The following is a 23,619-nucleotide window of genomic DNA, read 5'->3' as shown; positions in this document are numbered from 1 at the left end:
CCGAGGTGCCGTGCACGACCATCTAGGCGTGGGAGGAAGCCAACAGGACGAGGAGCGGCTGCTGCGGCGGGTCGCGCGCGCCGACCTGGACGCGTTCGACGAGCTGTACCGGCGTACGTCGCCGTGGCTCGCGATCCGGCTGCGGCGGCGGTGCGCCGACGACGGCATCGTGGCCGAGGTCCTCCAGGACACGTACCTCACGGTGTGGCGGGCCGCCGGCTCGTTCAGCGGGCTGCGGCGCTCCGACGGCGCGGGCGCGCCGGGTGGCTCGGCCGCCGGCTGGATCTGGACCATCGCGGCCCGGCGCCTGGTCGACGCGCTGCGCCGCCGCGCCCGGGTGCAGGAGGTGCCGACCGACGTCCTTCCGGTCCGCAGCACGCCGGCCGCCGAGGACGAGGCGCTCGCCGGGTCGTTCGGCTCGGAGGTGGGCGCCGCGCTGGACGCGCTGGCACCGGAACTACGGGCGGTGCTCGCCGCGATGGTCCTGGACGGACTGACCGTCCGGGAGACCTCCGTCCTGCTGGGGGTGCCCGAGGGCACCGTGAAGAGCCGGGCGCGGCGTGCCCGCAACGCGCTACGGGAGGCACTGGCATGACCGCTCACGTTCCCCCGCCGGCCCTGGCCGCGTACGCGGCGGGCGGCCCCGACGACGCCACCACCTGGACGATCGAGGTGCACCTGGAGGGCTGCGCCGAGTGCCGCGACCGGCTCGGCGAGCTGGCCGCCCCGCCACTGCGGGCGCTGCTCGGCGACGCCCGGGAGACGATCCTGGAACAGGCCCGCACCGGGCCGCAGCCGGTGCGCCGGCGCCCGCTGCGACGGTGGTGGCTGCGCTGGACCGACTGGTCGCTCCTGGCCTGGGCGGCCATGACCTGCACGGCGATCCTCGCCGCGGTACTACTGGACCGCAACTACCCGGAGCAGCCCTCGGCGGTGCTGCTGCTCGCGCCGGTGGCGCCGCTCGCCGGGCTCGCGGTGGCCTGGTCCCGTCGCGCGAACCCGAACTGGGAGGTGGTCGCCGGCACCGCCCGCGCCGGGATGGACCTGCTGCTTCGCCGTACCCTCGCGGTTCTGCTCCTGGTCGCGCCGGTGCTCGCGGCGGCCGGGCTGGCAGTCGGCCGCAACCCCGCGCTGTGGCTGCTGCCCTGCCTGACGTTCACCGCGGCGACGCTGCTGCTCGGCAGCCGCGTCGGCGTGCCGGTGGCCGCCGCCGTCCTCGGCGGCGGCTGGCTCACCGCGGTCGCGGCCGTGTCGTACACCGGCACCGCCGACGCGGCCCGCGCCGCCGCCGCGACCGAGGCCCTGCTCCGGCCCGCCACCATGCCCGCCTGGGCGGCGGCCGCCGTCGTGCTCACTCTGCTGACCGCGCTCCGCGCCGAACACCTGCGGCGGCCCGCCGGCTGACGCCGGCCCCCCGGAACCACGCCACGGCGCCCCGCCGGCGCCGCGGACCACCCTGCCCCGAGAAGGAGACGACATTGGTACGCGCAGTGAGCGCCGACGAGGTGGCGCCGACCCGGCACGCCTGGCGGATCGAGGCGGTGGGACTGTCGGTGAAGGCCGGACGGCACCTCGCAGTCGACAACCTGGGCCTGACACTCGGCGCCGGCGTGCACGGGCTGCTCGGCCCGAACGGCGCCGGCAAGAGCACCCTGATGCGTGCGCTCGCCACTGTGGTCAAGCCGCACGCCGGTGTGCTGCGGCTGCTCGGCGCGGACGCCACCTCGTCCCGTGAGCTGCGGCCGGTGCGCCGCCGGCTCGGCTACCTGCCGCAGCAGTTCGGCTACTACCCCCGGTTCACCGTCCGGGAGTACGTCGAGTACGTGGCCTGGCTGCGGGAGATGCCCGCCTCGGCGGTGCCGGGCGCGGCCCAGCGGGCCATCGACCGGGTACGCCTCACCGACCGGGCCGACGCCAAGCTCAAGTCGCTGTCCGGCGGCATGCTGCGCCGGGCCGGCATCGCCCAGGCGATCGTGAACGAACCGGACCTGCTGCTGCTCGACGAACCGACAGTCGGCCTGGACCCGGAACAGCGGGTCGAGTTCCGTGAGCTGATCCGGGAACTCGGCGCGGACGCCTGCGTGCTGGTCTCCACCCACCTGGTGGAGGACGTGGTGGCGGCCTGCTCCGACGTCATCCTGATGGACCAGGGCACCCGCGTGTTCCAGGGCCTGCCCGCCGATCTGGTCCGCCACGGCGAGACCGGCGGCGTCGGCGACAGCGCCGCCGAGCGCGGCTACTCGTACCTCCTCAAGCAGCACCGGGGCGCGTGATGATCCGACAGGTACGCGTCGAACTGCGCCGCTCCAACGCGCCGGTCGTGACCGTTCTGCTGCTCGCCGTCGGCGTCCTCGGCACGGCCAGCATGTACCGCTTCTGGCAGGGACAGTGGCTGCGGCTGGGCTACGTGCACGCCTCCGACGTGTTCCTCCTGATGCCGCTCGCGCTCGCCGGTGGCGCGGTGCTGGGCCGCCGGGACCGGCGTACCCGCGCCGACGAGCTGATGAACAGCACCGGCCGCCCCCGCTGGCAGCGCGCGCTGCCCGCGATGACGGCGCTCGGCGTCGCCGTCGCGGCCGCGCACCTGCTCGTGGTCGCCGCCAGCGCGGCGGTGGTCGCCTCCGGCGGCGCCTACCTCGGCGTACGCGGACTCGCCGGGCCCCTGATCGACGTGCTGGTGCTGGTGGGCGCGGCCTGGGTCGGCGTGGCGGTAGGCCGGCTGTGGTCCTCACCGCTGCTGCCGCCGCTGCTGGCCGCCGCCGGACTGGTCGCGCAGGAGGGCACCGCCATGCTCGGCGGGTCGGACAGCCGGCTGGCGAACGCGTCCCTGATGATCTCCTGGCCGCCGGACACCCCGTGGGAGACCCTGTCCGACCGGCTGCTGCTCAGCCGCCTCGTCCTGGGGGCCGGCCTGGTCCTCGCCGGCCTGCTGCTGGCGGCGGGCAGGTCGTGGCCGGTCCGGGCCGGCGCGGCGGCGAGCCTCGCCGGTGGCGTCGCGGGCCTCCTCCTGATCGGCGTGCCGGGCCCCGCCGGCATCTGGCAGCTCGATCCGGAAGCACGCCGCTACGTCTGCGCCGACGGCCTGCCGCAGGTGTGCGTCACCGCCGTCAACGCGCACCTGCTGCCGCAGATCACTCCCGAGGCCCGCCGAGGGCTGCGCGCGCTGGCGAAGCTGCCGGACGCGCCGACTCGTGTGGTGGAAGTGCGGCTGGACACCATCGGCAGCAACGACAGCGAGCAGTGGCACCGGCCCGAGCCGGCACCGGGCACCGTGCAGTTCCTCCTGGAGGTCGACCCGGACACCGGCCGGGCCGCGGACGTGGCCGAGCGCATCGCCCTGGGCGGCGGCACCACGTGGTACGGCTGCGGGCGCAGCGGCGACGACATCGCCCCGGCGATCGCCGCGGCCTGGCTGCTGGACACCGAGACGGTACGGCTGTGGGACTCCTGGAGCGGCTACCGGTACGCCGACACGAAGCAGGAGGAGATCCGGGCCGGGGTGCGGCAGCTGCGCGCGCTTCCCGAACCGGAGCAGTTGCGGCGGGTCACCGCGCTGCGGGACGCGGCCGCCCGGTGCGAGCCGGACCTGATGCCGGCGCTCACCGGACGGGCCGCGCCGTGATCCGCTGGCTGCCGCTGTACGTGCGGTCCCGCCGGCTACCCGCCGCCCTGGCCGGATCAGCGGTCGCGGTCGCCGTGATGGCCGTCGCCTGGTCCGCCTTCACCGACCGCCCCGAGGTGCCGGCCGGGCTCGCCGTGCTCACCACCGCGCTGGCGGTGGCGCCGCTCGGGCCGACGCTCGCCGGCACCGACCCGGCGCTGGAGAAGACCGCCGCGTGGCAGTGGGCGCCGCGCCGGGCCGGGCACCTGCTCGGGTACGGCGCGGTGGTGGTCGGGCTGCTGGCCGCCGCCGGCCTGCTCGGCGCCGACTTCGGGCCGCTGTCCGTGCTGGCCCGCGACACGGCCGGGCTGACCGGGCTGGTCGGACTCGGCGCCGCGCTGGCCGGTGCCCGGGCCGCCTGGCAGGTGCCGACCGCGTGGGCCGCGCTGGGCGCGTTCCTGGCCGCCCCGGGCGGGCCGGAGTGGCGGCAGGTGGCGCTGTGGATGGCGCAGGAGCCGGGCAACCGGATCGCCGCCGTCACCGCCACGACGTTCCTCCTCGGCGGCGTCGTCGCGTACGCGCTGCGGGTGGGACCGCAGGTCGCGGCGGCCGAGGCGGCGCTGGAACAGTGACGTGCCGGACCCTCGTCGCGCGCCCACCGCGCGGCGAGGTCCGGCCGGCGTCAGGTCAGCGGCACCCAGGCCAGGGTGGTCATGCCGGCCAGGGCGGTCGCCTTGAGACCGGCGTCGGAGACCGTCCACAGCACACCGTCGATCATCAGTGAGCGGCGGATCGGCGCCCACTCGCCGCCGTCGGCCAGCGCGCCCGGGTGGTCGACGGCGCCGGCCACGGTGAAGCCCCTGTCGCCGACGCGCAGCGCCAGCACACCGCCCGACGGCGCGCGTCCGGTGCCGTCGGCGCGGTCGGTGACCACGCCCGGCTGCCGCACCGGGAGCACCACCAAGCGCTCGGGCTCCCAGTACAGGAACGCGTGCGGGTCGTGCTCCGCCTCGGACCAGCCGCCGGGGACGTGGTGCTGGGCGATCCGGGCCGGCCGGGCCGGGTCGGCGACGTCGAACAGCGACACCTGGGTGCCGGTCACCCGTCCCCTGTCGGTCGCGTCCTGGCCGACCCCGATCAGGCGGCCGTCGCCGGCCGGGTGCAGGTACGCCGAGTACCCGTTGATCTTCAGCTCGCCGGTGACCCGGGGTGCGGCCGGGTCGCGCAGGTCCACGCCGTACAGCGGATCGGTCTGCCGGAACGTGACCACGTATCCGGTGCCGCCGACGAACCGCACCGCGAAGATCTGCTCGCCCTTGCCGAGGCCGGTGACCGCACCGACCCGCTTCAGCGTGGCCCCGTCGGCGCGCAGCACGTAGACGCCGGACTGGGAGGACCTCTGCCGCACCCACGTGTCGCCGGTGGTGGTGGCGACCCGCAGGTGACCGTCCCACTCGGACAGCGCGTACTGGTTGATCAGCCAGCCGGGCACGGACCCGGCGGCGACGAAGCGTGGCGTGCCCGCCTCGGTGTCGAACTGGTAGATCTCGGTGCCGGTGTCACGTGTCCCGGACGGTCCGCCACGCCACGTCCGCCAGCGGTCGTCGTTGGCGACGTAGAGGCGTGCGCCGTTGCTGTAGACGGTGTCGCCGTCGGCGAACACGGTGACCGGGTCACCGGCGCCGAGCGCGGACGCACCCAGATCGAAGCTGAGCACCGTGACCATCGACGCGCCGGAGAAGCCGACCGGCCGGTTGACCCGGTCGCAGCCCACCCGTCCGGTGCCGACGGTCCGCACGTCGTCGCGGATCTCGTAGCGGGGCAGCCAGTCGTCGAGCGTGGCCTTGTCGATGACCGCGCGGTTCGCGGCGATCCGCTGGGCGTCGGTGCGGCGGCCGGGCAGGTAGGGGAAGTCGAGCCGGGGCGCGGACCGGATCACCACACGGGCGGTCGTACCGGACTGCCGGGCGTCGACCAGGAGGCCGTCGATCCGGTACTCCCCGACCACGCGGGGCGGTCCGGCGAGGTCCAGCAGGACCAGCCGGGCCTGCGGGGTCCGGCCCGGGCGGGTCTGCCCGCCCGGCACCGGGCCCTTGACGGTCCGTCCCGCGTGCAACAGCACGAGCGCCCGGTCACCGTGCAGCAGCAGGCTCCCCTCGTCGCCGCCGAACCGCTCGGCGCCGGGATCGAGGGCGAGCCGGCCGGTCACGCGGCGGCTCGCCGCGTCGACCACCGACAGCACGCCCCGGGTCACCGTGACGATCCGCCGCCCGTCGGTCTTGACCAGGTCCGGTTCGTCCACACCGGCCTCGTGCACGTTGGTGCCGGAGAAATCAGGCGCGGACGCCTGCGTCGCGCCTTCGGCGGCGCCACCGACCGCCGCCCGTTTCGCGTCGAGCTGCCGCACGTAGCCGGCCGGCCCGAGACCCCACGGGCCGACCGCCGCCTTCGCGGCCGTACGGACTTGCCGCAGCGCCTCGTCGCAGCCGTCGAACGCCACGAGCCGCAGCCCGCCGGCCGGAACGACCTGCCCGGCGGGCGGCGGGCCGGCCGCCGGCGGGCCGGCCGCCGGCGGGCCGGCGGCCGGGGGTGACGCGGTGCAGCCGGCGAGGGCCAGCGCGGCGGCCATCGTCCATCCAAGCGTCCGGGGTCCGTGACCTGTCATGCCGGTCAGACGTGGCGGTGACGGGCGCGGTTCCCGGCCGTGCCGCGCAACCGCCGGCCGTGCCGCGCAACCCCGATCGCGCGGCGCGACCGCCGGCCGTGCCGCTCAGCCGCCGGCCATCGCGCCGAGCACGATGAACGGCTCCTTGCCGGCGACCACCTCCGCCGGCAGCGGCGCGTCCGGGGACTCGTTGGACAGGTCCAGTTCGCAGGCGTAGAAGCGGACGAACGGCCGGCGCTTCCCGCTGTGCCGGTCGCGGATCGTGCCGAGCAGCATCGGGTACGCGGTCTCCAGCGCGTCGAGCACCTCCCGCTGGGTGGGCGGCCCGGCCACCTCGACGCGTACCTCGCCGGCGACGTGCGCCAGGTTCTTCAGGTGCGCCGGCAGCACCACCCGGATCACGGCAGCACCTGGACCTCGACCGAGAGCACGGCCGGCAGGTCGCGCACGATCGGCGCCCAGGTGTCGCCGCCGTCGGCCGAGTGGTAGACCTGACCGCCGGTGGTGCCGAAGTAGACGCCGCACGGGTCGAGTGTGTCCACGGCCATCGCGTCGCGCAGCACGTTGACGTAGCAGTGCGACTGCGGCAGCCCCTCGGTCAGCGGCTCCCAGTGCTCGCCGCCGGTACGGCTGCGGTAGACGCGCAGCTTGCCCTCCGGCGGGTAGTGCAGCGAGTCGCTGGTGATCGGCACCACGTAGACCGTCTCCGGTTCGTGCGCGTGCACCGCGATCGGGAAGCCGAAGTCCGTCGGCAGGTCGCCACTGACCTCCCGCCAGTTCGCGCCCGCGTCGTCGGTGCGCATGACGTCCCAGTGCTTCTGCATGAACAGCGTGTCCGGCCGGGACGGGTGCTGCGCGAGACGGTGCACGCAGTGCCCGACCTCGGAGTCGGTGTCCGGGATCTCGCCCGAGCGCAGCCCCTTGTTGATCGGCAACCAGCTCGCGCCGCCGTCGTCGCTGCGGAACGCGCCCGCCGCCGAGATCGCCACGTAGATCCGGTCCCGGTCGGCCGGGTCGAGCAGGATCGTGTGCAGGCACATCCCGCCCGCGCCGGGCTGCCAGGACGGGCCGGTCGGGTGCTGCCGCAGGGCGGTCAGCTCGGACCACTTCTGGCCGCCGTCGGTGGTCAGGTAGAGGGCGGCGTCCTCGCCGCCCGCGTACACCGTGTCGGGGTCGTGGCGGGACGGCTCCAGGTGCCAGATCCGCTTGAACTCCCACGGCCGTGGGGTGCCGTCGTACCAGAGGTGTTGCCCCACCTCGCCGCTGTAGGCGAAGTCGTTGCCGGCTGTCGTCCACGTCCGGCCGCCGTCGTCCGAGCGCTGGATCAGCTGCCCGAACCAGCCGCCGGACTGGGACGCGTACAGCCGGTCCGGTTCGACGGGTGAACCTGTCAGGTGGTAGATCTCCCAGCCGCCGAAGTGCGGACCGTCGACGGTCCAGTCGTCGCGCTTGCCGTCCGAGGTCAGGATGAACGCGCCCTTGCGCGTGCCGACAAGTACTCGTATGCCGCTCATGTCTCGTCCTCTCGTCCGAGGGGGTTCTCCCGGCAATGACCGTGCGGCTCGCCGAAACTCATCGCTGTCGTACTCCCCGGCTACGACATTTCCTGGTCGGACGGCCTGTGGCGGGGTCGCCACGCCGGTACGGCCGGAATGTCGGGGGCTGCGGCTAGCCTGCGCGCATGACCGGCCCCGGAGACGTCCCACCCGAGCACCTCGACCGCCTGCGGCCGATCTGTCTCGGCCTGCCGGAGACCTACGAGGAAGCGGCCTGGGTGGGCGTGCGGTGGCGGATCCGCGGCCGCACGTTCGCGCACGTGCTCACCGTCGACCCGGGCCACCAGGCGGCGTACGCGCGGGCTGCGGCGACCGACGAGCCGGTCTGCGTGATGACGTTCCGCTCCCCCGGCGACGAGATCGCCGGGCTGCTCGCGGCCGGGCCGCACTTCTTCAAGCCGGACTGGGCCGCCGACGTGGTGGGCCTGCGGCTGGACGCGGACACGGACTGGACCGAGGTCGCCGAGCTGCTCACCGAGAGCTACTGCGTGCTGGCCCCGAAGAAGCTGGTCGTGCTCGTCGACGGGCCGCCGGGCCGGTGACGGCGCCGGCCGGGGCTTCCCAGGGCCGCTGCGTCGGCAGTACGGTGGGCGTGGTGTGCCGGGAAGCCTGGTCGGCGGTCGTTGCCCCGCCGGACCCTGGAGCCACGCGATGCGAGCCCACCCCGCCGTACACACCCGTGACCTGACCAAACACTACGGCCGCCTGGTGGCCCTCGACGGCCTGGATCTGACCGTCGCCGCCGGTGAGGTGGTCGGCCTCCTCGGCCCGAACGGCGCCGGCAAGTCCACCACCATCCGGCTGCTGCTCGGCCTCGCCCGTCCGACCCGGGGTCTCGCCCGGATCTTCGAGGTGGACGCGGCGGATGTGCGGGCGGCGCACCGGCTGCTGGCGTACGTGCCGGCTGACGTGGCGCTGTGGCCGCAGCTCACCGGCGCGGAGATCCTCGACCTGCTCGCCGCGACCGGTCCCGGCGTCGACGCCGGCTACCGGGCCGAACTCGTCGAGCGGTTCGCCCTCGACCCGTCCCGCCCGGCCGGTGCCTACTCGACCGGGAACCGGCAGAAGGTCGCCCTGGTCGCCGCGTTCGCCACCCGGGCGCCGCTGCTCGTGCTCGACGAGCCGACGAGCGGCCTGGATCCACTGATGGAGCTGCAGTTCCGCCGGGCGGTGGGCGAGGCGCGCGACAACGGGCAGAGCGTGCTGCTCTGTTCGCACCAGCTCGCCGAGGTGGAGGCGGTCTGTGACCGGGTGGCGATCCTGCGGGCCGGCCGGCTCGTGGACATCGCCCCGGTGCCGCAGCTGCGGCGACTGCACCGCAACGAGGTGACGGTACGGTTCACCGGCTCGGCCCCGGATCTGGCCGGCGTGCCCGGCGTCGAAACGGTCGAGGAGGGTGAAGGGCTGCTGCGCTTCACCCTCGCCGGCCCACCCGCCGCCGCGCTGCGAGCCCTATCCGGCGCGGAGATCAGCACCCTGACCGTGCGCGAGCCCAGCCTGGAGGAGATCTTCCTCGACTATTACGGGGAGCAGGCGTGACGCGCCCGGCCGGCACAGCGGTCAGTCTGCTCGCCGCCCGCGGGATCTGGCGGCCGGCCCTCGTCGTGACCGGCGTGACAGTCGGCATGTCCGCACTGGTGGTGGGCACCTACGCGCACACCGTCGGCGAGGGCATGGACGCCTCCGCTCTGGAGGCGCTGGCGCGCAACCCCGCGATCCGTACGTTGTTCGGCGAGCCGGTCGCTCTGGACACCGCCGGCGGATTCACCGTGTGGCGAACCGGCCTGGTGCTGGCCGTGCTGCTCACCGTGTGGAGCCTGCTGGCGACCGTCCGGACGACCCGGGGCGAGGAGGAGGCCGGCCGGTGGGGGCTGCTGCTCGCCGGCCGGCTGACGCCCGCTGCGGTGCTGCGGCGTCACCTGGCGCCGTTGATGGCGACGTCGGCACTGGCGGGAACGCTGCTCGCGGCCACGCTGACGATCGCCGGCACACCGTGGCAGGGTGCGCTGCTGCACGGCGCCGGTCTCGCCTCGGCCGGCGCGTTCGCGGCCGCGGTGGGCGCCGTCGTCGTGCAGGTCCAGCCGACCCGGGCGGGGGCGACGGGCACCGGCCTGGCCGTGCTCGGGGCCGGCCTGCTGGCGCGCATGATCGGCGACGCCGGGCCGGCGTCGGCGTGGCTGCGATGGCTGCCGCCGTACGGCCCGCTCGCGCTCACCCGCCCCTACCACGACAACCGGTGGCTGCCGCTGCTCGTGTCGCTGACCGCCGTCGTCCTGCTGACCGGGGCGGCGCTGGCCCTGTGCCGCCGGCGCGACGTGGGAGCGGGACTGCTGCGCCCGCCGGCCGGCCGGGCGCCGCGACGCGGCCTGCTCGGCTCGGTGCCGGCCTTCGCGGTACGACGCACCCTGCGCCCGCTCGCCGGCTGGACCACCGGCGTCGCCGCCTACTTCCTGCTGATCGGCGTGCTCGCCACGTCGCTGACCGGCTTCCTGGAAGAAAACCCAGCCTTCGCCGACCTTTCCGCGCAGGCGGGCTTCGGCGGGCTCGACCACGTGCGGGGGTACGTGGCCACGCTGTTCGCACTGCTGGCGGTGCCGATCGGCGCGTTCGCCACCGCGCGGTTGAACGCCTTCGTCGGGGCGGAGGCCGCCGGCCGGCTCACGCTGCTGCGGGCCGGTCCGGTCAGCCGGGCCCGGCTGCTCGCCGCCGAGGTGGGCAGCGCGTCCGCCGCAACGGTGGCGCTGGCGCTCGCCGCCGGTCTCGCGACGTGGCTCGGCACCGCCCTGGTCGGTGCCGTCCTGCCCCTCGCCGCCGCCCTCGCGGGCACGCTCAACGTGCTGCCGCTCGCGTTGCTGGGCGCCGGGGCGGCCACCCTCGCCGTCGGGGCGGCGCCCCGGCTGGTCGCCGTGCTGGGGATGCTTCCCACAGCCGGCGGTTTCCTGCTGACCGTGGTGGCCGAGAGCGTGCGCGCGCCCGCCTGGATCGGCGCGCTGTCGCCGTACACGCATCTCGCCGCCGTGCCCGACGCGGCACCGAACTGGACGGCTCAGGGCGTGCTGCTCGCGGCGGCGGCCGCCCTGGCATCTGTCGGCGGCTGGGCCTACGACCGCCGGGACCTGGCGGGATGAGTCAGCCGAGCTTCTTGCGCAGCGTCTCGAACGCCAGGTCCGGCCGCAGCGGCACACCGAACCGCTCGTCGCCGTACGGGAACGGGCTCAGCTCGCCGGTACGGACGTAGCCGCGCCGCTCGTACCAGGCGATCAGGTCGTCGCGCTGGACGATCACGGTCATCCGCATCTCACCGGCGTGCCACTGCTCGGCCGCGTAGCGCTCGGCCTCGGCCAGCAGTTCCCGGCCCATGCCGCCGCCCTGCCGGCCGGGCGCGACGGCGAACATGCCGAAGTAGACGTGGTCGTCGCGGCGTTCCAGCTGGCAGCAGGCCACCAGGTCGCCGCCCTGCTCGGCGATCAGCACCACGCCGTCCGGGCCGGTGACGGCGGCGGTCACCATCTCCGGGTCGGTGCGCTGCCCGGCCAGCAGGTCCGCCTCGTGGGTCCAGCCCTGCCGGCTGCGCTCACCCCGGTACGCCGACTCGATCAGGTCGACGAGGGCTGCCACGTCCTCGGGGCGGGCGACCCGGACGGTACGGGATGCGGGGCTGGTCATGGCGGTTCTCCACGGTCGCGGCGACGTACCTGGTCAGCGTACGCACGCGGGTGTCCCGGACGGCGGCCGGGACCACCGGGCGGGACGGTTCGTGGTTCACTGCCCGGCATGGAGACGACGGTCGGCGCGGCAGGGCTGCCCGCGGTTCTCGACCTGCCGGCCGGGCCGGTACGCGGCGGCCTGGTGGTGCTGCACGGCTCGCACGCCGAGCAGCGGTCCTACTTCCTCTACGAACACCTGGCCCGTCTGTTGCCTCCGGCCGGGGTCGCGGTGCTGCGCTACGACCGCCGCCCCCGGGTCGACGGGCACGACGTGCCGCTGGCCGACCAGGCCGAGGACGCGTCCGCCGCGCTCACCGAGCTGCGCCGGCACGTCGGGACGGCGCCGGTCGGGCTCTGGGGTTTCAGCCAGGGCGCGTGGGCGGCGGCGCTGACCGCCGTCCGGCACCCGGTCGACTTCCTCGTCCTCGTCGGGTGCAGCGCGGTGAGCCCCGCGGTCCAGATGCGCCACGGCACCGCCGTGCAGCTCCGCCGCAACGGCTACGGGCAGGCCGACCTGGCCGAGCTGGCCGATCTGCGCCGCGTCGCCGAGGGGTACCAGCGCGGCGAGGTGCCGCGCCCGGTGGCGCAGGCGGCGATCGACGCGGCGGCGCGGCGGCCGTGGTTCCCGCTGGCCTTCCTGCCCGAGCAGCTGCCCGCCACGCCCGGCACCTGGACCGACATGGACTACGACCCGGCGCCGGTGCTGGCGCGGCTGACCTGCCCGGTGCTGCTCTGCCACGGCGAGACGGACGCGTGGATCCCGATCGAGGACAGCCTCGCGGTGTGGCGGCGGGCGGCACGCGACGCCGAGCTGACGGTGGCCCGGCTGGCCGGCTGCGACCACGCCCCCACGCTCGGCGAGGGCGAGGACCTGGACAGCGTCAGCCCGCAGTACGAGCGGGAGCTGCTGGACTGGCTCGGCCGGCGGCTGCCGGGTGACGGCTGACCCCGGCCGTCAGTCCCGGGACCGCAGCCCGGCGAGCAGCAGGCCGACCAGCCGGCGCGCGTCGTAGCGGGGATCGCTGTCCGCGCCGATGCAGAGGTTCCCGACGCCGCGCAGCAGCTGGTACGCGTCGACCTCCCGGCGGATCTCGCCCGCCTCGGCCGCGGCGCCCAGCAGCTCGGCACAGACCGGTACCAGCCGGTCGACGAAGTAGCCGTGCAGCGCGTCGAACTGCCCGCTGTCGGCGCGCAGCGCGGCGGCCAGCCCGTGCTTGGTGACCAGCAGGTCGACGAACTGGTCGATCCAGCGGGTGAGCGCCGCGTACGGGGTGGGCGCCTGCGCCAGGCAGACCGGGCCGGCTTCGGCGCACGCCTCGACCTGGTGCCGGTACACCGCCACCACGAGGTCGGCCCGGGTCGGGAAGTGACGGTAGACCGTACCCACGCCGACACCGGCGGCGGCGGCGATGTCGCGGACCGGGGCCTCGACGCCGGAGGCGACGAAGACCGCGGCGGCGGCGTCGAGCAGCGAGCGCTGGTTGCGCCGCGCGTCGGCCCGGCGGCGGTCCGGCCCGGTGGTGTCGGTCACGTTCGGCGTCCTCTCCTGGACTGCGGTTGTCAACCGGAACAAGGTTCCGTATCGTTAGCGGAGCAATGTTCCGCATAGCCATCATGCCAGGCGGGACGAGAGATCACCGAGTCAGGCCGCGCCGTCGCGCGGCCACCGGAGGGACACCCCATGCAGTACCGCACCCTGGGCCGCACCGGCGTACAGGTCAGCACGCTCGCGCTGGGCGCCATGAACCTCGGCCCGATCGGCCGCACCACCCAGGACGAGGCCACCGCGCTCGTCGGCGCCGCCCTCGACGCCGGGATCAACCTCATCGACACCGCCGACGCCTACGGCACCGGGATCTCCGAGGAGATGGTCGGCCGGGCGATCGCCGGCCGGCGCGACGACGTGGTGCTGGCGACGAAGGCCGCCCTGCCGATGGGTGAGGACCGCAACCGCCGCGGCGGCTCCCGGCGCTGGCTGGTCACGGCGCTGGAGGACAGCCTGCGCCGGCTCGGCGTCGACCACGTGGACCTCTACCAGATCCACCGCTGGGATCCGGCCACCAGCGACGAGGAGACGCTGTCGGCGCTGACCGACCTGCGGCAGGCCGGCAAGATCCGCTACTTCGGCACCTCCACCTACCCGGCGTACCGCCTCGTCGAGGCGCAGTGGGCGGCCCGCGAGCACCACCTCGGCCGGTACGTCACCGAGCAGCCCAGCTACTCGATCCTGCAACGCGGCGTCGAGGCGCACGTCCTGCCGGTCACGCAGCGGTACGGGCTCGGCGTCCTGGTGTGGAGCCCGCTGGCGTCGGGCTGGCTGTCCGGGGCGATCCGGGCCGGCCGCGAGATCACCACCCACCGGTCCACGTTCATGCCGCAGCGCTTCGACCCCACGGTCCCGGCCAACCGGGCCCGGCTCGACGCGGTCGAACGGCTGGCCGCCGTCGCCGATGACGCGGGTCTCACGCTGATCCAGCTCGCGCTCGGCTTCGTCACCGCGCACCCCGGCGTGACCAGCGCGATCATCGGGCCGCGTACGCCGGAACACCTGCACAGCCAGCTCGCCGCCGCCGACACCGTGCTCACCGCCGACGTCCTGGACGCGATCGACGCGATCGTCGCCCCCGGCGTCGACCTGGCCCCGCAGGAGAAGAACGACACCCCGCCCGCGCTGCTCGACCCCGCGCTGCGCCGCCGCTGACGGCTACCCTGCCCGGCATGGACGCCGACCTGCCCACGTTCGAGTTCGCGTTCCCCGGCCCGCTGCGCGACCAGCTCGTCGCCGCCGTGCTCGACGGGAGCAAGACCACCACCACCGGCCTGCTCCAGGACTACGAGATCGACGGTGAGCCGCTGCCCGCCGTCGGCACCCGCTTCGCGGTGATCGACTCCGCCGGCCGGCCGGTAGCGGTGATCGAGCTGGTCGAGGTCCGCGTCGCCCGCCTCGGCGACGTCGACCTCGACCACGCCCGGGACGAGGGCGAGGGGTTCGAGACGGTCGCCGCCTGGCGGGCCGGTCATGAGCGGTTCTGGCACGGCGAGGACTACCGCGGCTGGCTCGGCGACCCCGGATTCACAGTGGACGACGACACTCCGGCCGTGCTGGAACGCTTCCGGCTGGTCGCAACGCTCTGACGGCGGCCAGGGCTGGTCACTCCGCTTCGAGCCAGGCGCGCAGTTCGGCGCCGTGCTCGTCCAGCTCCGGGGGCGGCAGGTCGTAGCGGGGCGGCGCCCCGGACAGGCCGATCGGGTTCCGGATCCCCGGCACCCCGCCGGTCGTCACCACCGGTTCCAGGCCGAGCCCTTCGGCCAGCGCCACCCCCTCGGCCACCGAGTTGATCGGGCTGCACGGCACACCGGCGGCGCGCAGGTCGGCGAACCACTCCGCGCTGCCGCGCCGGGACAGCGCCGCCACCAGCAGCCGCCGCAGCTCGTCGCGGTGCGCGACCCGGTCGGCGTTGCGGCCGAACCGCGCGTCGCCGGCCAGCTCCGGCACGCCGAGCACCCGGCAGAGGGTACGGAACTGGCCGTCGTTCCCGGCGATCACCACCAGTTCGCCGTCGGCGGTGGGCAGCGGCTCGTACGGCACGATGCTCGGGTGCGCATTGCCCATCCGGTGCGGTGCCGCCGCACCGGCGACGTACGCGCTGGAGTGGTTGACCAGCCCGGACAGCGCCGAGGAGAGCAGGTCCACTGTGACGTGCTGCCCGCGCCCGGTCTCCTCCCGATGCCGCAGCGCGGCCAGGATCCCGACCGCCGCGTGCAGCCCGGCGATCACGTCGAACACCGCCACCCCGGCCTTGTAGGGCGGGCCGTCCGCGTCCCCGGTGAGGCTCATCAGCCCGGCCGCGGCCTGCACCATCAGGTCGTACCCGGGCAGGTCGGCACCCCCAGCGTCGCCGAAGCCGCTGATCGAGGCGTACACGAGGCGGGCGTTGCGGGCGGTGACCGCGTCGTGGTCGAGGCCGAAGCGGCGCAGCGCGCCCGGACGGAAGTTCTGGATCAGCACGTCCGCCCGATCGGCGAGCCGGTGGGCCAGCGTCAGGTCGCCGGGATCGGTCAGGTCGAGCACCAGCGAGCGCTTGTTGCGGTTGACCGCCAGGTAGTAGGTGGAGACGTCGTCGCGCTCCGGGGGCCGCCAGCCGCGGGTGTCGTCGCCACCGGGCGCCTCCACCTTGACCACGTCCGCGCCGAGGTCGGCCAGGAGCATCGTCGCGTACGGGCCGGCGAGGATCCGGGAGAAGTCGGCGACGAGCACCCCGCGCAACGGACCCGACATGCCACCCCTCCCTCGCCGCCGACCACGATGACACATTCCTGACGACGGGCCGGGCAGGGGTTGCCCGTCCGGCTACGGTCACGTCAGGGACGTACCGGGAAGGGGTGCCCGTGTTGCTGCTCAGCCGGCTCGCCGAGGCCACCGACGACCGTCCGGGCGCGGTCCGGGTGGGCGACCGGTCGCTGTCCTGGGTGGAACTACGCCGGGCGGCCGCCGCCGTCGCCGACGACCTGCGCGGCGCCACCCGGGTGGCGGTGCCCGCCACCGCGACCCTGGAGACGGTGGTCGGCGTGGTCGGCGGGCTGCTCGCCGGCGCGGCGGTGGTGCCCGTGCCGCCCGACGCGGGCCCGATGGAACGCGACCACATCCTGCGCGACTCCGGCGCGGAACTGCTGCTGGCCGCGCCGGGCACGCCGGACGCCGGCGCGCCGCCGGTCGTGCCGCTGGACCTGGCCCGGCGCGCGGACACCACACACCCCGAACCGGACCCGGCGGCCACCGCGCTGATCCTCTACACCTCCGGCACCACCGGCGCGCCGAAGGGCGCGGTGCTGTCCCGCCGCGCGGTCGCCGCCTGCCTGGACGGGCTCGCCGACGCGTGGTCCTGGACCCCGGACGACGTGCTGGCACACGGTCTGCCGCTGTTCCATGTACACGGGCTGGTGCTCGGCGTGCTCGGCCCGCTGCGCGTCGGCAGCCGGCTGCACCACGTCGGCCGGTCCCACCCCGAGCGGTACGCGGCAGCCGGCGGCTCGCTGTACTTCGGCGTACCCACGATCTGGTCGCGGATCGCGGCGCAACCCGCGGCGGCGCGGGCGCTGCGCGGCGCCCGGCTGCTCGTGTCCGGCAGCGCGGCGCTGCCCGAGCCGGTCTTCGCGGCACTGGCCGGGCTGACCGGGCACCGGGCGCTGGAGCGGTACGGGATGACCGAGACGCTCGTCACGGTGAGCGCCCGCGCCGACGCTCCCCGGCGGCCGGGCACGGTCGGCGTGCCGCTGCCCGGCGTGCACACGCGGGTGGTGGACGAGCACGGCGGCCCGCTGCCCGCCGACGGCACCGCCATGGGTGAGCTGCAGGTACGCGGCGGCACACTGTTCGACGGCTACCTGAACCGGCCGGACGCCGACATGGCCACCCGCACCGCCGACGGCTGGTTCCGCACCGGCGACATCGCCAGGGTCGACCCGGACGGCGTGCACCGGATCGTCGGCCGGGCCGCCAGCGACCTGATCAAGAGCGGCGGCTACCGGATCGGGGCCGGTGAGGTGGAGGACGCCCTCCTGGCACACCCGGGCGTCCGGGAGGCGGCGGTGGTCGGCACGCCCCACCCCGACCTGGGGCAGCAGGTGACCGCGTACGTGGTCGGCGACGGCGTGGCCGAGACCGAGCTGATCGACTTCGTGGCGCGGCACCTGTCCGCGCACAAGCGCCCCCGCCAGGTACGGCTGGTCGGCGCGCTGCCCCGCAACGCGATGGGCAAGGTGCAGAAGTCCCGCCTGACCGAGGCGTGACCGGCCCTCTCAGCGGGCCGCAGCCGCGCGGCGGACGAGCCGGCGGGCCTCGTCCGGCGGCACACCAGTGGCGCGCAGCAGGTCGTTGGCGACGGTCCGCAACTGCGACACCACGATGGTGCCGGAGAAGCCGATGTCCTGCCGGCACGCCTCACCCGCGTCACGGACCGCGCACAGCACCCGCTCCCGGGCGGCGACCGGCTCCTCGGCGGCCAGGAACTCCCGGTGCAGCAGCCGGATCGCCTCGCTGAAGTGCTCGAGCGCGGCTGGTAGCTGCGGCGGCACCGGCTCCCGGTCCCGCAATGTGGTGCCGATCCGGCGGACCATGCCGCGGCTGTTGCGGAACGCCCGGTCCAGGTGCTCGGCGCCGTGCCGGTACGCGGCCAGGGCCCGTCGTCGCCGCCAGCGCACCGGGGAGAACCGGACCACCTCGTCGGCGGCGGTGACCATCTCGTCGATCTGGTCCAGCTCCGTCTCGGCGGCGCGCATCCGGGCCAGCACCTCGTCGGCCGCGCGCACGTCGGCCCGCGCCAGCGCCTCCGCCGACGCGGTCATCTGGCACGCGAACGTGTCGAGCGCCGGGTCCGCGACGCGGCGGACCGCGCGCAGCGGGTTCAGCGGCGCGATCACCAGCACCACGAGCAGGCCGGAGACGCCGCCGACGAGCGCGTTGACGGTCCGGGGCAGCTCCAGGTCGGGCGACACCGGGGTCAGCGTGGCGACCAGTACCGCCGTACCGCCGGCCTGGGTGACGAGCGCGCCGGTGCCGCGGACGAGCACCGCCGCGGAGACGGCCAGGAACACGATCACGCCGGTCTGCCACGGCCCGGTGCCGAAGAGACGGATCAGCAGGTCGCCGACGACGATGCCGAGGACCACCCCGATCACCAGCTCCACCGTCCGCCGGGTGCGGTTGCCGAGCGAGGCGGCGATGACGCTCACCGCCGCGGCCGGCGCGAACGTCGGGTCGGGGTTGCCGAGCACCTCGCGGGCCACCGTCCAGGCCAGTGCGGCCGCCAGACCGGCCTGGACCGCCACGAGGAAGTACGTGCGCAGCCTCCGGTGGCCAATCCGGCCCGCGTCACGCACCCGGTCGACGGCAGCCCGCATACGCCGGGGTACCCGCGGCCAACCGCTCGAACCTCATCCGGGGTACGCCATCGTGCCGGTCAGCGCCACCACGCCGGGCAGCCGGGTGTCCTGGCGCAGGAACTGCACCACCACCGGCTCCGGGGAGCGCAGCACGCAGCCGTACGGGCGGTCCAGCCGCACCGCCTCCGGATCGATCAGGTCGTTGACCCGTACGTGCCGGATGCGGCGCGCGCCGACCAGCAGCCGGTACGGCCCCACCGGCTCGGTGTCCTGGTAGTAGAAGTCCAGTTCCACAGCGGCGTCCCGGTCACCGGCGTTGAGCACGCAGAGCTGGTCGAAGGCGGTGAACGCCGGTTCCGGGCCGTGCGCGGGGAACGGCACGTGCCCGCCGGGCACCACCCAGACCCGGGCGCCGACCGGCGCGGTCACGACTCCTCCAGCAGCCGGGCCAGGTCCGGGGTGAGGAACACCCCGTCCGGGTCGAGCCGGCGGCGCACCGCCTGGAAGTCGTCCCAGCGGGGATAGAGGGGACGCAGTTCCCGCGCGCCGAGCCAGTGCTTCTTGCCCCAGTGCGGGCGTCCGCCGTAGTGCCGGAACACCGCCTCCACGTCCCGGAAGTACTCCTCGTACGGCAGTGAGGTGTTCTGCAGGCAGGCGATCGTGGTGGTGGGCCGGCCGTAGGCGTTGCTGAGCCAGATGTCGTCGGCGGCGATGGTGCGGACGAGAACCCGCCAGGCGGCCACCCGGCGGTGCCGGTCGCGCACCCGGCGGCGTACCTCGGCGAAGCAGGCCGGGAACGCCTCCGACGGCAGCATGTACTCGATCTCCTCGAAGCGCAGCTCCCGGTCCCGGGGAATGGTGCGGTGGGTCGGCCCGACCTGGCTCTGCCGGGGCTCGCCGTCCGGCAGCCGGGACTGCGCCCGTTCCGGCGCGGCGTCCGTGTCGGTGCGGTTGATCACCCGGATCTGCGTCCGGTCGCTGCGCGGGTACCAGTAGAAGTCCATGTTGCGGTTGGTGTGCTGGAGTTCGGCGAGGTGGTCCAGGGTCCAGTCGAGGTGCGCGCACCAGGAACGGCGGTGCAGCTGGTAGGTCGGCTGCACGTCGAGCGTGATCCGGGTGACCACGCCCAGCGCACCGAGGGAGAGACGGACGGCGGGCAGCAGGTCCGGGTTGCGGCGCGCGTCCACGTCCAGCACGTCGCCGGTGCCGGTGACCAGGCGTACGCCGGTGACCTGGGTGCTCAGGTTCCCGAATCCGATGCCGGTGCCGTGGGTGCCGGTGGCGGTCGCCCCGGCGATCGACTGGTAGTCGACGTCACCCAGGTTGTCCATGGCCAGCCCGGCGTCGTAGAGCCCCTCGCCGAGCGCCCGGAGCTTGGTGCCGGCCCACGCGGTCGCCAGTCGCCCGTCGTCGCAGATCACGCCGGACAGCCGGTCCAGGCTGAGTAGGATCCCGTCGGTCCGCACCAGCGGGCTGGACGAGTGCCCGGAGCCGACCGGCCGGACGGTGGCGCCGGCAGCCCGGGCGCGGCGCACCAGGGCGCACACCTCGGCCTCGTCGGCCGGCTCGGCCCGGTCCGCCGGCGTGAAGCGGAGACTGCCGGACCAGTTCACGAATTCGCGTGTCACAGCGGTCCCTCCCGGGCGGGCTTACCCGTGCCCGCCGGGGGTAGTCGCCGGCACGTCCGACGCGCCGTGACCGTCGCCGCCGGGTGACGCGGCGTGACCCGCACCCCGCCGGGAACCAGCGCGGCTCTGGCGACGACTATCCCTACATGGTGTGTGAGCAGTGGCGGGAGATCCTGTCGGCACAGCTGGACGGTGAGGCGTCCGGCTCGGAGATCGAGGCGGCCGAGGCGCACCTGACCGGCTGCGCCGGCTGCCGCGGCTGGTTCGACTCGGCGGCGTCGGTGACCCGGCGGGCCCGTACGCAGCTCGCCCCTCGGGTGCCCGACCTGGTCGACGCGGTCCTGGCCGCCGCTCCCCCGCCCCGGCCCAGCCGCCGCCACCGGATCACGCTCGGCCTGCGCGGGGCGCTCGGCCTGCTCGGCGCGGTGCAACTCGTGCTCGGCCTGGCCCAGATCGGCCGGGAGGCGGTCGTCGAGCACGCGCACGCCTCCGGCCAGCACCTGTGGCACGAGTCGGCGGCCTGGAACGTCGCCGTCGGCGCCGGGTTCCTCTACGTGGCCGCGCGCCGGTCCGCCCCGTCCGGCCTGCTGCCGATGCTCAGCGCGTTCGTCGCCACGCTCGTGCTGCTGTCCGTCAACGACCTCATCACCGGGCAGGTGGCGATGACCCGGCTGGTCAGCCACGGTTTCCTGCTGGTCGGCTGGGCCGTGATGCTGGTGCTGTCCCGCCTCGGCCGGCGCCCCGGCGACACCCCGCCCGGGCAGCGCCGGTCGGAGGGCTCGCGGTGGGCGCTGCCGGCCGAGGAACCGGCCGCGCCGGCGCTGCGGCTGGTGCCGCCCGGCCCGTACCCCGCACAGGCCCGCGACCGGCGCGCCGCCTGACGGCCCGCCGCGCGGGTCTCCGGGCCGCGGCCTCCCCGGCCGGTCGCGGTCCGGCGGGGCACGGTGGTCGTGGTGTCAGCGGGCCCGGCGGTCGCGGACGTCGCCGGACCAGGCGGCGACCAGATCCTCCCGGGCGCGGGCCACGCGGGAGCGGATGGTGCCCACCGGGCACCCACACACCTCGGCCGCCTCGGCGTAGGACAGGCCGAGCACCTGGGTCGCCACGAAGGCCTCCCGCCGCTCCGGCGCCAGCGTGGCGATGAGACCGCGCAGCACCACGCCGTCGTCCCCGCCGCCGGTCACCGCGCCGGCCGCCTCGGCGGCGGCCTGCCAGTCCGGCAGCGCGGCCACCCGGGGCCGGGCGGTCGCCGCCCGCACATGATCCACCGCGACGCGGCGGGCGATGGTGAAGATCCAGGTACGCGCCGACGACCGGCCCGCGAAGCCGGGCAGGCTGCGCAGCGCGCGCAGGAACGTCTCCTGGGTCAGGTCGTCGGCCTCGGCCGGCCCGGCCAGGTGGGCGAGGAAGCGCCACACCGGCGTCTGGAGGGCCCGCACGAACGCGGCAGCGGCCAGCTGGTCACCCCGGGCGGCGCGGCGCGCCCACCCGGTCACCTGCTCGTCGTCGGCGTCCGGGCTCATCCGCGGCCGGCCCGCCGGTCCGGCATGCTCATGCCGGACGGTACGGATGCGCGCCCCGCTCGGTTCATTCCGCGTCCCTCCTGACGGGGCCGCAGTGCCGCTCGCCCTCCGGTTGGTCGGCCGGCGGGCGGGGAAAGTTCCCTCGCTGTCAGTCGTCGACGGACACGGTGACCGGTCCGACCCGCAGCACGCCGTCGGTGAGCGGGGCGCACCGGACGCCGCCGCGGCGGCGCATCGCCTTCCACGTGCCGGGGGCGACCACCACGTCGAGCCAGGCGCAGGGCGGCGCGGCCCGATGCACGCGCAGCCGGACCGGGCCGTCGCCGGAGTCGAGCGTGAGCACGCGGCCCACCAGATCGTCCACCGGGATGCCCTCGGTGAGCACGTTGCGCCGCAGCTGGGTGAGGTCCGCGCCGGGCGGCAGCGACTCCCGCGCGATCAGCGTGACGCTCGCCTGCCGGTGCGCGGGGCGGCCGAAGTAGCGGTCACCGACGATGCCGAGCCCGGCGCGTAGCTCCACCCGGTCGACCAGTTCACCAGGTGGCGCGGGGGCGGGTCCGTCCGCCGGGCGGCCCACGTACCGGTGCACGGGCGAGGCCAGCAACTGGACGATCCGCGGCATGCCCCGAAGTCTAATCGCGGGCATAACACCGCCAAACCGGACGATAGCCGCGCTCACGTATCCGGGTTCTCCGCAGGGCGTTGTACCAGGTGTGACGGCGAGGCGACCCGACGCGATCGGGGCTCATCCGCAGCGGCGACTGGCCTGGGCGCGGCGCGAGAACGAGCGCCGGCGCCAGGCGTACGAGACGGCGGCCCGGACCTGGCGCCGCCGCGCCGACCACCTCGACCGGCTGTCGATGGAGGCGGCGGGCTTCCGCGGCTGCCCGCTGCCCGGTACCGCGCTGCCGGTGCCGCTGGACGACGGCGAGGTCGTCTACCGCATCCTGCCCACGGTCGACCTGGTCGAGGCGACGGCTCGGCACCTGCCCGGGCTGCCGGTGCCGGGCCGCGCGCTCGCCGGTTGTCTCGACCCGGCCGACGGCCCGCTGCCGGCGGGACTGCGCGTGGTGGGCAGCGGCGCAGCCGTGGTGACCGACCGGCGGGTGGCCTTCGCCGGGCCCGACGCCCGGCGGGACTGGCCCCTGCGGGACGTACGCGGCCTCGGGCACCACCCGGACCGACCGGTCACCCTGCTGCACGACGCCGACGGCGGCGCCCCGGCGGGCCTGCGGATGCCGGCCCCGGGCGCGGCGAACGCCAGGTTCTACCTCACGCTGGCCCACGCCGACGCCACCGGTACGCGGGAGGCGTGCGTCGAGGACGTCGAGGCGCTGCGGTCCGCCCACCGGGCGGCCCGGCCCCGGCCACCCCGGCCGCTCGGCCCGTGGGACGCCCCGGCCGACCGGGCACTCCCCCAGCGGCTGGCCGCGGCGGGCGTCGCGGCGGTGGCCGTGCTGCTGGGCGTCACCTCCGCCGGCACCTGGACGGCGACAGCCGGGCAGACCGATCCGGCGCACGGACAGGCGACCGCGCCCGCCACCACGGCCGCACCGCCCGCACCTGGGATGCCGCCCGTGGCGACCCCGGTCGACCCGTCGTCGCCGGCGGTCCGGCCGACCCGGCCCGCGCCGCCGCCGAAGCGCCCGAATGCGACCGCCCAATCCGGGGCGCGGATCCTCACCACCGCACCGCCCGTCGCCGGGTCGCCGCCGGCCCGCGTCGGCGACCGCCCGTCGACGCCCGTCGAACCGCCCAGCCCTCCCGCCGACCAGGTGACTCCGGCGCCGACCGCGAGCCCGACGGGCGACCCGAGTCCGACCGGAGAGCCCGGCCCCACCGGCGACCCGAGCCCGAGCGTCTCGTCCGAGCCGGCCCTGCTGGACCCGGTGGGCCGACGGCTCGGCCTGGCGGTAAGGCTCGGCGCGACAGCCCAGGTGGACGCGGCCCTCTCCTGACCCCGCGGAGTCGAGTGCCAGCCGGGGATGAAGGTGCCGCCGTCCTCGGCGTACCGGTCGAGGACGGCGAACGAGGTGGCCGCGCCCGGGCTGCTGATC

25 protein-coding genes are annotated in these 23,619 nt (G+C 75.5%); 14 read left to right on the top strand and 11 right to left on the bottom strand.

From position 1 onward, the window contains the following. The first annotated feature begins 10 nt into the window (after nucleotides 1-10). The 5 genes from NMK34_RS06745 (at nucleotide 11) to NMK34_RS06725 (ending at nucleotide 4,233) form a co-directional block, all read left to right on the top strand. Nucleotides 11-595 carry an RNA polymerase sigma factor gene (locus NMK34_RS06745; RefSeq protein WP_318332670.1) on the top strand — a complete coding sequence of 195 codons (585 nt, stop codon included), beginning with the start codon at nucleotides 11-13 and terminating at the stop codon, nucleotides 593-595. Beyond that, entirely contained in the window at nucleotides 592-1,404 is an 813-nt protein-coding gene (locus tag NMK34_RS06740; protein WP_318332669.1) for a zf-HC2 domain-containing protein, read from the top strand. The genes NMK34_RS06745 and NMK34_RS06740 overlap by 4 nt, the downstream gene beginning before the upstream one ends. Nucleotides 1,405-1,478: 74 nt before the next feature. After that, nucleotides 1,479-2,273: an ABC transporter ATP-binding protein gene (locus tag NMK34_RS06735; RefSeq protein ID WP_318332668.1), complete on the top strand. Its 795-nt coding sequence runs from the start codon at nucleotides 1,479-1,481 to the stop codon at nucleotides 2,271-2,273. After that, nucleotides 2,273-3,622 (top strand): hypothetical protein, encoded by a 1,350-nt coding sequence (locus NMK34_RS06730; protein WP_318336284.1) that lies wholly within the window; start codon nucleotides 2,273-2,275, stop codon nucleotides 3,620-3,622. Before NMK34_RS06735 ends, NMK34_RS06730 begins: the two co-directional genes overlap by 1 nt. Next, on the top strand, nucleotides 3,619-4,233 hold the full coding sequence (locus NMK34_RS06725) for a hypothetical protein (protein ID WP_318332667.1): 615 nt from the start codon (nucleotides 3,619-3,621) through the stop codon (nucleotides 4,231-4,233). Before NMK34_RS06730 ends, NMK34_RS06725 begins: the two co-directional genes overlap by 4 nt. A 50-nt stretch (nucleotides 4,234-4,283) precedes the next feature. On the opposite strand, the gene NMK34_RS06720 is transcribed toward NMK34_RS06725, so the two are convergent. From NMK34_RS06720 to NMK34_RS06710, 3 genes are all read right to left on the bottom strand, one after another. Continuing rightward, nucleotides 4,284-6,230 (bottom strand): beta-propeller domain-containing protein, encoded by a 1,947-nt coding sequence (locus NMK34_RS06720; RefSeq protein ID WP_318332666.1) that lies wholly within the window; start codon nucleotides 6,228-6,230, stop codon nucleotides 4,284-4,286. Between the two features lie 141 nt (nucleotides 6,231-6,371). Beyond that, on the bottom strand, nucleotides 6,372-6,668 hold the full coding sequence (locus NMK34_RS06715) for a MoaD/ThiS family protein (protein ID WP_318332665.1): 297 nt from the start codon (nucleotides 6,666-6,668) through the stop codon (nucleotides 6,372-6,374). Then, complete coding sequence (locus NMK34_RS06710) at nucleotides 6,665-7,780, bottom strand: exo-alpha-sialidase (RefSeq protein ID WP_318332664.1); 1,116 nt, start codon at nucleotides 7,778-7,780, stop codon at nucleotides 6,665-6,667. The genes NMK34_RS06715 and NMK34_RS06710 overlap by 4 nt, the downstream gene beginning before the upstream one ends. Nucleotides 7,781-7,947: 167 nt before the next feature. Between NMK34_RS06710 and NMK34_RS06705 the strand changes: the two genes are divergently transcribed. The 3 genes from NMK34_RS06705 to NMK34_RS06695 all read left to right on the top strand — a co-directional run bounded on the left by NMK34_RS06705 (nucleotide 7,948) and on the right by NMK34_RS06695 (nucleotide 10,950). Further along, nucleotides 7,948-8,364, top strand: a complete 417-nt coding sequence (locus NMK34_RS06705; protein ID WP_318332663.1) for an MmcQ/YjbR family DNA-binding protein — start codon at nucleotides 7,948-7,950, stop codon at nucleotides 8,362-8,364. Between the two features lie 109 nt (nucleotides 8,365-8,473). Then, on the top strand, nucleotides 8,474-9,361 hold the full coding sequence (locus NMK34_RS06700) for an ABC transporter ATP-binding protein (protein ID WP_318332662.1): 888 nt from the start codon (nucleotides 8,474-8,476) through the stop codon (nucleotides 9,359-9,361). Continuing rightward, nucleotides 9,358-10,950: a hypothetical protein gene (locus NMK34_RS06695; protein WP_318332661.1), complete on the top strand. Its 1,593-nt coding sequence runs from the start codon at nucleotides 9,358-9,360 to the stop codon at nucleotides 10,948-10,950. Before NMK34_RS06700 ends, NMK34_RS06695 begins: the two co-directional genes overlap by 4 nt. 1 nt (nucleotide 10,951) lies before the next feature. Here NMK34_RS06695 and NMK34_RS06690 read toward each other — a convergent pair whose 3' ends face one another. Next, the gene (locus NMK34_RS06690; RefSeq protein WP_318332660.1) at nucleotides 10,952-11,488 is read right to left on the bottom strand and encodes a GNAT family N-acetyltransferase; all 537 of its coding nucleotides are present in this window, start codon (nucleotides 11,486-11,488) and stop codon (nucleotides 10,952-10,954) included. A 108-nt stretch (nucleotides 11,489-11,596) separates the two neighbouring features. Between NMK34_RS06690 and NMK34_RS06685 the strand changes: the two genes are divergently transcribed. Continuing rightward, nucleotides 11,597-12,475 (top strand): alpha/beta hydrolase, encoded by an 879-nt coding sequence (locus NMK34_RS06685; protein ID WP_318332659.1) that lies wholly within the window; start codon nucleotides 11,597-11,599, stop codon nucleotides 12,473-12,475. Nucleotides 12,476-12,484: 9 nt separating this feature from the next. Here the strand turns inward: NMK34_RS06685 and NMK34_RS06680 are convergent, their stop codons facing one another. Further along, nucleotides 12,485-13,060 (bottom strand): helix-turn-helix domain-containing protein, encoded by a 576-nt coding sequence (locus NMK34_RS06680; RefSeq protein ID WP_318332658.1) that lies wholly within the window; start codon nucleotides 13,058-13,060, stop codon nucleotides 12,485-12,487. A gap of 150 nt (nucleotides 13,061-13,210) precedes the next feature. Between NMK34_RS06680 and NMK34_RS06675 the strand changes: the two genes are divergently transcribed. Together NMK34_RS06675 and NMK34_RS06670 are read left to right on the top strand one after the other, a co-directional pair. Next, entirely contained in the window at nucleotides 13,211-14,230 is a 1,020-nt protein-coding gene (locus NMK34_RS06675) for an aldo/keto reductase (protein WP_318332657.1), read from the top strand. 17 nt (nucleotides 14,231-14,247) lie between these two features. After that, nucleotides 14,248-14,664, top strand: coding sequence for an ASCH domain-containing protein (locus NMK34_RS06670; RefSeq protein ID WP_318332656.1), 417 nt, complete (start codon nucleotides 14,248-14,250; stop codon nucleotides 14,662-14,664). Between the two features lie 16 nt (nucleotides 14,665-14,680). On the opposite strand, the gene NMK34_RS06665 is transcribed toward NMK34_RS06670, so the two are convergent. Next, nucleotides 14,681-15,808 carry a CoA transferase gene (locus tag NMK34_RS06665; protein ID WP_318332655.1) on the bottom strand — a complete coding sequence of 376 codons (1,128 nt, stop codon included), beginning with the start codon at nucleotides 15,806-15,808 and terminating at the stop codon, nucleotides 14,681-14,683. Between the two features lie 110 nt (nucleotides 15,809-15,918). On the opposite strand from NMK34_RS06665, the gene NMK34_RS06660 reads away from it, so the two are divergent. Further along, the gene (locus NMK34_RS06660; protein WP_318332654.1) at nucleotides 15,919-17,319 is read left to right on the top strand and encodes an acyl-CoA synthetase; all 1,401 of its coding nucleotides are present in this window, start codon (nucleotides 15,919-15,921) and stop codon (nucleotides 17,317-17,319) included. A gap of 9 nt (nucleotides 17,320-17,328) precedes the next feature. Here the strand turns inward: NMK34_RS06660 and NMK34_RS06655 are convergent, their stop codons facing one another. Genes NMK34_RS06655 through NMK34_RS06645 form a run of 3 tightly spaced genes read right to left on the bottom strand, consistent with a single transcriptional unit; the run spans nucleotide 17,329 to nucleotide 20,039 of the window. Next, nucleotides 17,329-18,408, bottom strand: coding sequence for an FUSC family protein (locus tag NMK34_RS06655; RefSeq protein ID WP_318332653.1), 1,080 nt, complete (start codon nucleotides 18,406-18,408; stop codon nucleotides 17,329-17,331). Nucleotides 18,409-18,462: 54 nt separating this feature from the next. Then, nucleotides 18,463-18,840 (bottom strand): sensory rhodopsin transducer, encoded by a 378-nt coding sequence (locus tag NMK34_RS06650; protein ID WP_318332652.1) that lies wholly within the window; start codon nucleotides 18,838-18,840, stop codon nucleotides 18,463-18,465. After that, nucleotides 18,837-20,039 (bottom strand): D-arabinono-1,4-lactone oxidase, encoded by a 1,203-nt coding sequence (locus NMK34_RS06645; RefSeq protein WP_318332651.1) that lies wholly within the window; start codon nucleotides 20,037-20,039, stop codon nucleotides 18,837-18,839. Before NMK34_RS06645 ends, NMK34_RS06650 begins: the two co-directional genes overlap by 4 nt. Before the next feature lie 146 nt (nucleotides 20,040-20,185). Here NMK34_RS06645 and NMK34_RS06640 point away from each other — a divergent pair, with 146 nt between their 5' ends. Then, the gene (locus NMK34_RS06640; protein ID WP_318332650.1) at nucleotides 20,186-20,920 is read left to right on the top strand and encodes a zf-HC2 domain-containing protein; all 735 of its coding nucleotides are present in this window, start codon (nucleotides 20,186-20,188) and stop codon (nucleotides 20,918-20,920) included. Between the two features lie 75 nt (nucleotides 20,921-20,995). Here the strand turns inward: NMK34_RS06640 and NMK34_RS06635 are convergent, their stop codons facing one another. Both NMK34_RS06635 and NMK34_RS06630 read right to left on the bottom strand, forming a co-directional pair. Next, on the bottom strand, nucleotides 20,996-21,562 hold the full coding sequence (locus tag NMK34_RS06635) for a sigma-70 family RNA polymerase sigma factor (RefSeq protein ID WP_318332649.1): 567 nt from the start codon (nucleotides 21,560-21,562) through the stop codon (nucleotides 20,996-20,998). Nucleotides 21,563-21,710: 148 nt separating this feature from the next. Further along, a complete protein-coding gene (locus NMK34_RS06630) occupies nucleotides 21,711-22,184 on the bottom strand; it encodes a molybdenum cofactor biosysynthesis protein (protein ID WP_194802414.1) in 474 nt (157 codons plus the stop codon). Between the two features lie 91 nt (nucleotides 22,185-22,275). On the opposite strand from NMK34_RS06630, the gene NMK34_RS06625 reads away from it, so the two are divergent. Continuing rightward, on the top strand, nucleotides 22,276-23,520 hold the full coding sequence (locus NMK34_RS06625) for a hypothetical protein (RefSeq protein ID WP_318332648.1): 1,245 nt from the start codon (nucleotides 22,276-22,278) through the stop codon (nucleotides 23,518-23,520). Nucleotides 23,521-23,619 lie beyond the last annotated feature (99 nt).

This window comes from Micromonospora sp. BRA006-A (genome assembly GCF_033433935.1).
Classification (GTDB): Bacteria; Actinomycetota; Actinomycetes; order Mycobacteriales; family Micromonosporaceae; genus Micromonospora; species Micromonospora aurantiaca.
This window is presented reverse-complemented; position numbering and strand designations above follow the sequence as displayed.

Excerpts from the sequence above, each read along its gene's own strand:
- NMK34_RS06740 (WP_318332669.1), top strand. The coding sequence starts at position 592 with ATGACCGCTCACGTTCCCCCGCCGGCCCTGGCCGCGTACGCGGCGGGC.
- NMK34_RS06730 (WP_318336284.1), top strand. The coding sequence starts at position 2,273 with ATGATCCGACAGGTACGCGTCGAACTGCGCCGCTCCAACGCGCCGGTC.
- NMK34_RS06720 (WP_318332666.1), bottom strand. The coding sequence starts at position 6,230 with ATGGCCGCCGCGCTGGCCCTCGCCGGCTGCACCGCGTCACCCCCGGCC.
- NMK34_RS06710 (WP_318332664.1), bottom strand. The coding sequence starts at position 7,780 with ATGAGCGGCATACGAGTACTTGTCGGCACGCGCAAGGGCGCGTTCATC.
- NMK34_RS06705 (WP_318332663.1), top strand. The coding sequence starts at position 7,948 with ATGACCGGCCCCGGAGACGTCCCACCCGAGCACCTCGACCGCCTGCGG.
- NMK34_RS06700 (WP_318332662.1), top strand. The coding sequence starts at position 8,474 with ATGCGAGCCCACCCCGCCGTACACACCCGTGACCTGACCAAACACTAC.
- NMK34_RS06690 (WP_318332660.1), bottom strand. The coding sequence starts at position 11,488 with ATGACCAGCCCCGCATCCCGTACCGTCCGGGTCGCCCGCCCCGAGGAC.
- NMK34_RS06685 (WP_318332659.1), top strand. The coding sequence starts at position 11,597 with ATGGAGACGACGGTCGGCGCGGCAGGGCTGCCCGCGGTTCTCGACCTG.
- NMK34_RS06675 (WP_318332657.1), top strand. The coding sequence starts at position 13,211 with ATGCAGTACCGCACCCTGGGCCGCACCGGCGTACAGGTCAGCACGCTC.
- NMK34_RS06670 (WP_318332656.1), top strand. The coding sequence starts at position 14,248 with ATGGACGCCGACCTGCCCACGTTCGAGTTCGCGTTCCCCGGCCCGCTG.
- NMK34_RS06665 (WP_318332655.1), bottom strand. The coding sequence starts at position 15,808 with ATGTCGGGTCCGTTGCGCGGGGTGCTCGTCGCCGACTTCTCCCGGATC.
- NMK34_RS06640 (WP_318332650.1), top strand. The coding sequence starts at position 20,186 with ATGGTGTGTGAGCAGTGGCGGGAGATCCTGTCGGCACAGCTGGACGGT.
- NMK34_RS06635 (WP_318332649.1), bottom strand. The coding sequence starts at position 21,562 with ATGAGCCCGGACGCCGACGACGAGCAGGTGACCGGGTGGGCGCGCCGC.
- NMK34_RS06630 (WP_194802414.1), bottom strand. The coding sequence starts at position 22,184 with ATGCCGCGGATCGTCCAGTTGCTGGCCTCGCCCGTGCACCGGTACGTG.